Annotated in this window: 8 protein-coding genes and 1 other RNA gene; 5 read left to right on the top strand and 4 right to left on the bottom strand. The window is 58.5% G+C overall.

All coding sequences use genetic code 11. The annotated features are described in order from the left end of the window. The first annotated feature begins 135 nt into the window (after nt 1-135). The 4 genes from AB5Y64_RS06095 to yjfF are packed head-to-tail and all read left to right on the top strand — an operon-like array spanning nt 136 to nt 3747. Entirely contained in the window at nt 136-1263 is a 1128-nt protein-coding gene (locus tag AB5Y64_RS06095) for an ISAs1-like element ISKpn9 family transposase (protein ID WP_053288160.1), read from the top strand. Nucleotides 1264-1285: 22 nt separating this feature from the next. Further along, nucleotides 1286-1717, top strand: a complete 432-nt coding sequence (locus AB5Y64_RS06090) for an ATP-binding cassette domain-containing protein (RefSeq protein WP_368203479.1) — start codon at nt 1286-1288, stop codon at nt 1715-1717. A gap of 1 nt (nt 1718) precedes the next feature. After that, entirely contained in the window at nt 1719-2741 is a 1023-nt protein-coding gene (gene ytfT, locus AB5Y64_RS06085) for a galactofuranose ABC transporter, ATP-binding protein YtfT (protein ID WP_368203477.1), read from the top strand. Next, nucleotides 2734-3747, top strand: a complete 1014-nt coding sequence (gene yjfF, locus AB5Y64_RS06080; protein WP_368203476.1) for a galactofuranose ABC transporter, permease protein YjfF — start codon at nt 2734-2736, stop codon at nt 3745-3747. The genes ytfT and yjfF overlap by 8 nt, the downstream gene beginning before the upstream one ends. 183 nt (nt 3748-3930) lie before the next feature. Here the strand turns inward: yjfF and AB5Y64_RS06075 are convergent, their stop codons facing one another. Together AB5Y64_RS06075 and ffs are read right to left on the bottom strand one after the other, a co-directional pair. After that, nucleotides 3931-4950, bottom strand: coding sequence for an MBL fold metallo-hydrolase (locus AB5Y64_RS06075; protein WP_319903422.1), 1020 nt, complete (start codon nt 4948-4950; stop codon nt 3931-3933). 646 nt (nt 4951-5596) lie between these two features. Further along, an RNA gene (ffs, locus tag AB5Y64_RS06070) (signal recognition particle sRNA small type) lies at nt 5597-5690 on the bottom strand. Nucleotides 5691-5959: 269 nt separating this feature from the next. Between ffs and AB5Y64_RS06065 the strand changes: the two genes are divergently transcribed. Further along, entirely contained in the window at nt 5960-6142 is a 183-nt protein-coding gene (locus tag AB5Y64_RS06065) for a hypothetical protein (protein WP_021230269.1), read from the top strand. A 278-nt stretch (nt 6143-6420) separates the two neighbouring features. On the opposite strand, the gene AB5Y64_RS06060 is transcribed toward AB5Y64_RS06065, so the two are convergent. Both AB5Y64_RS06060 and AB5Y64_RS06055 read right to left on the bottom strand, forming a co-directional pair. Continuing rightward, nucleotides 6421-7164, bottom strand: coding sequence for a hypothetical protein (locus AB5Y64_RS06060; RefSeq protein ID WP_157160912.1), 744 nt, complete (start codon nt 7162-7164; stop codon nt 6421-6423). Nucleotides 7165-7190: 26 nt separating this feature from the next. Next, nucleotides 7191-7742 (bottom strand): recombinase family protein, encoded by a 552-nt coding sequence (locus AB5Y64_RS06055; protein ID WP_016350879.1) that lies wholly within the window; start codon nt 7740-7742, stop codon nt 7191-7193. Nucleotides 7743-7795 lie beyond the last annotated feature (53 nt).

Here is a 7795-nt window from a genome sequence, read left to right as displayed (position 1 = left end):
CAGGGCCGACGCATGATCATTCTCTGCACAAGTTGATCAAGTCTCGATCAGTTGAACGGCTCCAAGTACGATTTTAATTGTACCTTGCGTTGCCAAGCTGTAAATAGTCGAGATCTTAACCAACTGTTTATTATTATGGCCCAGAAGTCTTTGCTCGACTACCTTGAATCAATCCCAGACCCACGCAATCAGGCCAAGTGCTCACATATCTTGTCAGAGGTTGTTTTCATGGCCATTTGCGCCATGATGTGCGGTTTTGATACTTGGAGCGAGATTACCTTGTTTGCTCAAGAGCGAGAGCCATGGTTCCGGCGCTGGCTGCGCTTGCCTGGCGGCATTCCATCACACGATACATTCAACCGCATCTTTGCCACTCTGCCTCCCGCCAGTCTGAAATCCATTTTTCAAGCGTGGATCGGCGACATCATGGGCGATGAAAAACTGGTTGGCCAACTAGCGGTTGATGGTAAAGCTCTTCGTGCTACCGCTAAAGGGCGAGGAGCCAACGTTGTTCATATGGTCAATGTCTGGTCAACTGAGCTGGGAATGTGTGTTGGCCAGCAAAAAGTCGCTGACAAATCTAACGAGATCACGGCAATACCTGAGCTACTCCAACTTCTTGAATTAAAAGGGTGTTTGGTCAGTATTGATGCAATGGGTACACAGGTCAAAATTGCTGACACCATCCTCAAGAAGTCGGGGGATTACCTGCTTGCGGTGAAAGACAACCAACCTAGCCTCAATACTGAAGTAAAAGAACAGTTCCAAGCGTATTGGGATAAGAATGAAAGCGATGTTTCGGGGCACGGCTTTACTGAACAATTTGACTCAGAACATGGGCGAAAAGAGCATCGACGTTGTTGGGTTCTGGTGGTTGATGAAAGCATGCCAGTTTGCCAGCAGTGGAAAGCGAAGACGATCATAGCCGTGCAGGCTGAGCGAATTGAAAATGGCAAAGGCTATGATTTCGTGAGATTTTATATAAGTAGCCGAGCGTTGGATGCCACCTCAGCGCTGAAGGCAACCCGAGCGCACTGGTCGGTAGAAAATCTGCTGCACTGGACTTTAGATATTGCGTTCGGAGAGGATCAACTTCAGGCCAGAGCGGGCTTCGCTGGGGAAAACTTAGCGGTCATCAGGCAGTGGATACTGAACATGCTGAAGCAAAACAAATCACGTAATCTAAGCATGGCCAACAAGCGCAGGCTCTGCTGTCTGAATGAACAATATTTGTTCGAATGTATGGGGTTGTTCAAAGTATAAACACTGATGCGTCAGCCCTGTGGTGCTGGCCCTGCAAGCCCAGCGGGGCTGGTTGCATCCCCTGTCTCGCAAGGAACAGGACGAGATCACCGCCCGCCTCATCACTCAGCTGGCTATCAAGACGCCGGGGCCGGAGCAGCCCATCCAGTTTCTCTCCGGGGGCAACCAGCAGAAGGTGCTGCTGGCCCGCTGGCTGCTGACCAAGCCGCAGTTCCTGATCCTGGACGAACCCACCCGGGGCATCGACGTGGGGGCCCACGCCGAGATCATCCGCCTCATCGAATCCCTCTGCGCCAACGGGCTGGCTCTGCTGGTCATCTCCTCGGAGCTCGAGGAACTGGTGGGCTACGCCGATCGGGTGATCGTCCTGCGCGATCGAAAACAGGTGGCAGAGCTTGCAACGGACGCCCTCAGCGTCCCTGCCATCATGAACGCCATTGCATGCGAGGCCTGATATGACGTCATCCACTCTTCCCCTCTCCAAGGGGACCAGCCGCCCCCGCCGGCCCTGGCCCACGGGCTCGGCCCAATGTGTCGCCCTGGTGGGCGTGCTGCTCATCAATGCCCTGGTCGCCGACAACTTCTTCGCCATCCACATCCAGGATGGCCGACTGTTTGGCAGCCTCATCGACATCCTCAACCGCTGCGCCCCGGTGGCCCTGCTCGCCCTCGGCATGACGCTGGTCATCGCCACCGGCGGCATCGATCTGTCGGTGGGGGCCGTGATGGCCATCAGCGGGGCCACCATGGCCAGCCTGGCCACCGGCGGTCACAGCCTGCCGGTCATTCTCGCCTCCGTCATCGGGGTGGGCCTCCTGTGCGGCCTGTGGAACGGCCTGCTGGTGGCGGTGTTCAAGATCCAGCCCATCGTCGCCACCCTGATCCTCATGGTGGCAGGCCGGGGCATCGCCCAGCTCATCACCGAGGGGCAGATCATCACCTTCAACAACGACGCCCTCGCCTGGATCGGCAGCGGCTCCCTCTTCTATCTGCCCACCCCGGTCATCATCACCCTGGGCATGGCGCTGCTGCTCTGGCTGCTGACCAAGCGCACCGCCCTCGGCCTCTTCATCGAAGCGGTGGGGATCAACATCAAGGCCGCCAAGAACGCCGGGCTCAACACCCCCATGGTGGTGATCGCCACCTACCTGTTGAGCGGCATGATGGCCGCCGTCGCCGGCATGATAGTCACCGCCGACATCCGGGGGGCCGATGCCAACAACGCCGGGCTCTGGCTCGAAATGGACGCCATCCTGGCGGTGGTGATAGGAGGCACCTCCCTGATGGGGGGGCGCTTCAACCTCGCCCTCTCCCTGGTCGGCATACTGATCATCCAGGGGGTGAACACCGGGATCCTGCTCTCCGGCTACCAGCCCCAGTGGAACCAGATCGTCAAGGCCATGGTGGTGCTGGCGGTGCTGGTCATGCAGTCGCCGGCCCTCAACCACCTGTTCCAGCGAGGGACTCGCCATGTTTAAACGCAACCTCCCCCTGATGGTGACCATCATGGTCTTCGTGCTGGGCTATCTGCTCTGCCTGGCCTCCTTCCCCGCCTTCATGTCCACCCGCATCATCTGCAACATACTGACGGACAACGCCTTTCTCGGCATAGTGGCGGTGGGCATGACCTTCGTCATCCTCTCGGGGGGCATCGATCTCTCGGTGGGCGCCGTCATCGCCTTCACCGGCGTGCTACTGGCCAAGCTTATCGGGGATCTGGGGGTCAGCCCCGTGCTGGCCATCCCCCTGGTGCTGGTGCTCGGAGCGGGCTTTGGCGCCCTCATGGGCTGGCTCATCGACACCCTGAAGATCCCCGCCTTCATCATCACCCTGGCGGGCATGTTCTTCCTGCGGGGGGCCAGTTTTCTCATCTCGGAGCAGTCCCTGCCCATCGATCACCCCACCTTCACCTATCTGTCGAGCCTGTCGTGGAAGATACCGGGCGGTGGTCGCCTGAGCCTGCTGGCCCTCATCATGCTGGCGGTGGTGGTCTTCGGCATCCTGCTCGCCAACCGCACCCGCTTTGGCAACAACGTCTACGCCATCGGCGGCAACGCCACCTCGGCGGCCCTGATGGGGATCTCGGTGCGCCACACCACCATTCGCATCTACCTGCTCTCCACCACCCTGGCGACCCTGGCAGGCATCGTGTTTGCGCTCTATACCTCGGCGGGCTATCCGCTCGCCGCCGTCGGGGTGGAGCTCGATGCCATCGCCGCCGTGGTCATTGGCGGCACCCTGCTGAGCGGCGGGGTGGGCACCGTCTTCGGTTCTCTATTCGGGGTGCTGATCCAGGGGTTGATCCAGACCTACATCAACTTCGACGGCACCCTCAGCTCCTGGTGGACCAAGATCATCATCGGCCTGCTGCTGTTCAGCTTCATCGCCCTGCAGCGCCTGCTGATCCTGGTTTCGGAACACCGCAAAGCCAACAAGCCAGGTCCCTTCAAGCGCCAGGCGTCTGCCGCCGCCCAGCCCGAGTGAGGTATCAGCAAGACTCTGGTGGCAGAAAATAACGCGGGCAAGGCGCTCCCGTGCGCCCTCCCCGCCTGGCCGTCACGGGTCCGGCGCAGAGGATGGGGAGGCAGCGGGGGCGCTCACAGGGCCCGGCCCCAACCTCCCGCACGCCCCTTTGAGGGGTGACACCGTCCTTGGAGGGCACTCAGGTCAATCGCTCCACCAGGGGCTGCCCTCATGGGGGTTCAGCACCTCCAGAGGCTCCCCCATGACAGGCGTGGTCAGGGGGATCTGTTGCTCGGCAGCCAGTCGGGCAATCTGCTCAAGCGGATCGTTCCAGCGGTGCATGGCCAAATCGAAGGTGCCGTTGTGCACCGGATAGAGCCATTTCCCCCCAAGATCGTGAAACGCCTGCGCCGTCTGAGCCGGGAGCATGTGCACCAGCTCCCAGCGCTTGTCGTAGGCCCCGGTCTCGAGGAAGGTCACGTCGAACGGACCGTAGCGCCTGCCAATGGCCTTGAAACCGTCGAAGTAGCCGCTGTCACCGCTGAAGAAGAGGTTGACCCCCTCGCCGCGAATGACCCAGGAGGCCCAGAGGGTCTGGTTGCCGTCCCCGAGGCCACGACCGGAGAAATGCTGGGCCGGAGTCGCTACCAGGGTGACACCGCCCACTCGGGTCTGCTGCCACCAGTCCAGTTCGCGGATCTTCTCCTTCGCAATTCCCCAGGCCATGAGGCGCGCCCCCACCCCGAGGGGCGTGATGAAGTGGCCGACCTTCTCCTGCAGCGCCAGTATGGCCCCGTGATCGAGATGGTCGTAGTGATCATGGGAGAGGATCACCCCCTCGATGGGAGGCAACGCTTCCAGGGTGATGGGCGGCTGATGCCAGCGCTTGGGGCCGAACCACTGCACCGGCGAGGCCCGCTCGCTGAACACGGGATCCGTCAGCCAGAACGTGCCCTGCAACTTCAGCAGCAGAGTGGAGTGGCCGAGGCGCCACACGCTGTTGTCCGGCGCCGCGATGACCCCCTCCCGGGTCATGACCTGTACCGGAATGGCGCGATCCGGCACCGTGCCCTCAGGCTTGGCGAACAGGAAGTCCCACCAGAGCCTGGCCCCTTCCCAGAGGCTTCGCGCCTGGGGTGTCACGGCATTGTTGAACCGGCCCCCCTGATATTGCGAGGAGTCCGGGTGTTCGGGCAGGCCCGGTTTGAGTAGAGATGCGATCATGCCAATCATCAGGGCTCCTTTGAGCAACCACAGAAAACGACGCCCCTCAAGGGCGCGAAAAGAGGCTGACGGGTTCTGCAATCTGACACGCCTGCCAGCCTGGTATCTGGTGAGTCGGGAGCAACCCCTGCACGGGGCCGCAACTTCCGTAAAACAGAGCGGAAGAGCTGCACCGCATGAAACCGGTGCCCGGCGTCTCCAGCAACGGCAAGATAGCCTCTCCGAGCTCCCGCCACCAGAGGGGGTCGCGTTGCCGCGTGGCCCCGGCATGGTGTCGCGTCAAGCGCATGGCCTCACCTGCTCTGCCAGCGCCAACAAAAGGAGGCGTCAGATGGCGTACTGCAAGAGCTTGCAGTGCTGAAAGTCAGAAGATGGCTGGGCCATAGAGGCCACGGGAGGTGACTGAGGGAAAGCATGATCTCAAGGGGACAGTGCTGAAGATCAAGAGGAAGTTTGAGCCAGGCGCGGTCTGAAGCCTGATAAACGCCCATAGGGCACAGGCTCACCTTGCGGTAGAGCAAATAGCATGTGAAGAGAGCTGAAAATGCACTTTGAAGACTCCTGATTCATCCACATGAAGTGGATTACCAAGAGGTCTGAAGGGGGTATTAGCTGTAACTTGTTGAATGGCAGAAACAGGTGGTGGCCCTACCAGCCACATCCCGGCACTCGAGTCCCCCGCCTTGGCTGCTACCTTCCGGTCCTGACCAGGTCGACGGGTTATCAATGCGAGCCCAAATAAATCAGGCACTTAGGGATGGAACTGATTGCCATCACAGTGTTCTGAAACCTCAACAAGCGAGAATCCGCCGGAAGTACGGTCATCCACATCAAGTGGACATGCTTAAATTGGTAACAAACAGGCCAATCCTACCCGCCCTCTCCCGTACACTGCAAGCACCTCATTACAGGCCCCATCCCCTCCCTCAACAGCTCAACAATCAACCCAATATTGAGCAAAATGAAATCTAATGGTAACTTTGGGTCTCACTTAAACCCGAGGTGACATATGGCTACGAACACAGGCAAAGGCTATCGACAAGGTTCCGTCAACGACCGTACCCAAGTTCAGAACCCGGTTAATGGGAACTGGACGAAACGCGATACGGATAGCGGCAAGTTTATCGAGCAGAAACAAGGTGGGGAGCCCTTCAAAGGGGTAGCCAAAGAAACCGACAACCGCCGGAAGTGAGTTCATCGATGACCGACCAGTGTTCTTGTGGCCAGCCCCTCAACCATTCAGTTGTGTTCCATCAAAACGGGCAGAAACTCAAAAGCTGCCCGAGCTGTTCAGAACAGGCTGGCGTTCATGTGTTCTATCGGGCAGGAGAATTCGGATTCAGACGGATGGCTGGTGTAACCAGGATACAATCATGGTGTCGTGGTTGCCGAGCCAAGCACCGCTACCGGCTTGATGCCTTGCATACCTGCTAAAGAAAAGGAGCTCTGATGTGAGCTCCTTCAAGTCTACTAGGCCAGAATCGCCACTGCCGGAAACAGCAGAAGCAAATGGAACACCAACAGGATCGGGGTCGGATAGCCCTGCACCTTCCCCAGCTCCTCTTTTACCCCCTCTGATAACGCATCGCTATTACGGTAGCAAGGCAGTACGAAGAGCATGGCAAAACCGAGGTAGACCATACCGGCACCTATCTGGCCCACAGCTTCGTACTGTGACATCGCGAAATCAATCAAGGGGTTCCCAGCCATGCCATCACGTTTAAAGCGGATAAACCATCCGAACATGATGCCTGCTGTTGTCATACCAACCGACGCCAGGGCAATGACTCGTAGCTTACTCTGAGCCATCCCTATCGCCCTCAGCCGCTTTTCGAGGCAGATAAAGCTGATCAGGGCCCAGTGGAATGACCAAAAGGCCGCGACCAACAGCATGATCGGCAAGCCAGGGAAGCGATTTGACCGAAAGCCTGCCATTCCCAACCCAAAGTAGAACACGATGACTACCACTGCAGTTAACCATATCCCCCACAAGTGAGCCTTTAACATCCCTGAGAGGTAGGCGTTGTAACTGCATATGCCCCCCCGCTGGTAGGGATTATTGTTGACCTCACTCGAATCTAGCTCAGGGTCTCTACGCAGCGACTGCTTCAGCCACAGACGATAACGGGCCCATTTGCTCGCCATCTGTGTCGAAAACGTCTCCCGCTGCTCGAAGAACCGGCCGGACTCTTGTTTCGTCTTCTCTTGTTCCATGTCGTTTTCCTTGTTGTCAAAACTATTCATTCGCCAGACAGTCCACGCAAGATCCGCTGCACACTGGAGAGACTGATCCCCGTTCGACGTGCGATTTCGGCCTTGGCTAGTCCCCGTTCAGCGAGTGACAGCACCTCCTCCCCTTTAGCCATGGCGGTCGGCTTGCGACCTTTGTAGACCCCACGCTGTTTTGCCATAGCAATCCCTTCTGCCTGACGCTCCAGCATCAGCTCCCGCTCAAACGTGGCGATGGCACCGATCATGGTTAACATCAGTTTTCCGGTAGGTGTCGAGGTATCGATACCCAGATTCAAAATCCTCAGAGCAACCCGCTTAGCGTGCAGGTACTCCGAGATCTCCAACAGGTGGCGAGTGTTGCGAGCCAAGCGATCCAGCTTGGTCACCATCACCACGTCTCCCTCACGAACAAAATCCAGCATCAACGAGAGCTGCGGGCGATCATCCTTGGCCCCGCTCACCTTCTCCTGAAATATCTTGCTGCACTCTGCCAGTGCCTGAAGCTGGGCATCCAGGCTCTGCCCCACAGTGCTGACACGTGCATATCCCACCAGTGCCATGGTCTCCTCCTGGTCAATAGGGCAAGGTACACTGACGTGACCGGTCAGAAGGT

It is taken from the genome of Aeromonas sp. R5-1 (assembly GCF_040908265.1).
GTDB lineage: Bacteria > Pseudomonadota > Gammaproteobacteria > Enterobacterales > Aeromonadaceae > Aeromonas > Aeromonas caviae.
This window is presented reverse-complemented; position numbering and strand designations above follow the sequence as displayed.

Bases quoted from the DNA above. Each gene is read 5' to 3' on its own strand.
- AB5Y64_RS06095 (WP_053288160.1), top strand. From the start codon at position 136: ATGGCCCAGAAGTCTTTGCTCGACTACCTTGAATCAATCCCAGACCCA.
- ytfT (WP_368203477.1), top strand. From the start codon at position 1,719: ATGACGTCATCCACTCTTCCCCTCTCCAAGGGGACCAGCCGCCCCCGC.
- yjfF (WP_368203476.1), top strand. From the start codon at position 2,734: ATGTTTAAACGCAACCTCCCCCTGATGGTGACCATCATGGTCTTCGTG.
- AB5Y64_RS06075 (WP_319903422.1), bottom strand. From the start codon at position 4,950: ATGATCGCATCTCTACTCAAACCGGGCCTGCCCGAACACCCGGACTCC.
- AB5Y64_RS06065 (WP_021230269.1), top strand. From the start codon at position 5,960: ATGGCTACGAACACAGGCAAAGGCTATCGACAAGGTTCCGTCAACGAC.
- AB5Y64_RS06060 (WP_157160912.1), bottom strand. From the start codon at position 7,164: ATGGAACAAGAGAAGACGAAACAAGAGTCCGGCCGGTTCTTCGAGCAG.
- AB5Y64_RS06055 (WP_016350879.1), bottom strand. From the start codon at position 7,742: ATGGCACTGGTGGGATATGCACGTGTCAGCACTGTGGGGCAGAGCCTG.